The organism is Pseudomonas japonica (genome assembly GCF_900188455.1).
GTDB classification, from domain to species: domain Bacteria; phylum Pseudomonadota; class Gammaproteobacteria; order Pseudomonadales; family Pseudomonadaceae; genus Aquipseudomonas; species Aquipseudomonas japonica.
Window position 1 is genome coordinate 3,807 of sequence record NZ_FZOL01000051.1, and the last position, 1,055, is coordinate 4,861.

Annotated in this window: 3 protein-coding genes; all 3 read right to left on the reverse strand. The window is 56.6% G+C overall.

Annotation, left to right across the window (positions count from 1 at the left end):
* Window positions 1-17: 17 nt before the first annotated feature.
* From rpmD to rplR, 3 genes are read right to left on the reverse strand one after another with little or no spacing between them, the layout of a single operon-like run.
* Window positions 18-194 (reverse strand): 50S ribosomal protein L30, encoded by a 177-nt coding sequence (gene rpmD, locus CHB99_RS29195; RefSeq protein WP_009397493.1) that lies wholly within the window; start codon window positions 192-194, stop codon window positions 18-20.
* 2 nt (window positions 195-196) lie between these two features.
* On the reverse strand, window positions 197-697 hold the full coding sequence (gene rpsE, locus CHB99_RS29200; RefSeq protein ID WP_042123536.1) for a 30S ribosomal protein S5: 501 nt from the start codon (window positions 695-697) through the stop codon (window positions 197-199).
* Window positions 698-700: 3 nt separating this feature from the next.
* The gene (rplR, locus tag CHB99_RS29205; RefSeq protein WP_042123534.1) at window positions 701-1,051 is read right to left on the reverse strand and encodes a 50S ribosomal protein L18; all 351 of its coding nucleotides are present in this window, start codon (window positions 1,049-1,051) and stop codon (window positions 701-703) included.
* Window positions 1,052-1,055 lie beyond the last annotated feature (4 nt).

The following is a 1,055-nucleotide window of genomic DNA, read 5'->3' on the forward strand; positions in this document are numbered from 1 at the left end:
TCATTGAGTTTCATCGATTAACCCTCGACGCGCAGCATGTAGTAAGCCTTGTTGATCATCCCGCGGTTCTCGGGAGTATCCTGGACTTCTACAGTGTGACCGATGCGACGCAGACCCAGGCCTTTAACACACAGCTTGTGGTTAGGCAGGCGGCCGGCGGTGCTTTTGATCAGCGTTACTTTAACGGTAGCCATGATCAGAGAATCTCCTCAACGCTCTTGCCGCGCTTGGCAGCAATGGACTCAGGAGATTGCATAGCCTTCAGACCCTTGAAGGTGGCGTGAACCACGTTGACAGGGTTGGTCGAGCCATAGCACTTGGCCAGGACGTTCTGAACGCCAGCAACTTCCAGGACGGCACGCATTGCGCCACCAGCGATGATACCGGTACCTTCGGAAGCAGGCTGCATGTAGACCTTCGACGCGCCATGGGCGGACTTGGTAGCGTACTGCAGGGTAGTGCCGTCCAGGTCAACCTGAATCATGTTGCGGCGAGCGGCTTCCATGGCTTTCTGGATCGCAGCTGGTACTTCGCGCGACTTGCCACGGCCAAAGCCAACACGACCTTTACCATCACCCACCACGGTCAGCGCGGTGAAGGTGAAGATACGGCCGCCTTTTACGGTCTTGGCAACGCGGTTAACTTGAACCAGCTTCTCGATGTAGCCTTCGTCGCGCTTTTGATCGTTATTTGCCATAACTTAGAACTCCAGCCCGCCTTCACGAGCAGCATCAGCCAGCGCTTTCACGCGGCCATGGTACTTGAAGCCGGAACGGTCAAAGGCAACTTGAGATACACCGGCGGCTTTCGCACGCTCAGCTACCAGCTTGCCAACCTTAGTGGCCGCGTCGATGTTGCCGGTGGCGCCATCACGCAGTTCTTTGTCCAAAGTCGAGGCGCTGGCCAGGACTTTGCTGCCGTCGGCCGAAATGACCTGGGCGTAGATATGCTGCGAGGAGCGGAACACGCAGAGACGCACGACTTCGAGATCGTGCATTTTCAGGCGTGCTTTGCGAGCGCGACGCAGACGAGTAACTTTTTTGTCTGTCATTTGC

Bases quoted from the DNA above. Each gene is read 5' to 3' on its own strand.
- rpmD (WP_009397493.1), bottom strand. From the start codon at position 194: ATGGCTACCGTTAAAGTAACGCTGATCAAAAGCACCGCCGGCCGCCTG.
- rpsE (WP_042123536.1), bottom strand. From the start codon at position 697: ATGGCAAATAACGATCAAAAGCGCGACGAAGGCTACATCGAGAAGCTG.
- rplR (WP_042123534.1), bottom strand. From the start codon at position 1,051: ATGACAGACAAAAAAGTTACTCGTCTGCGTCGCGCTCGCAAAGCACGC.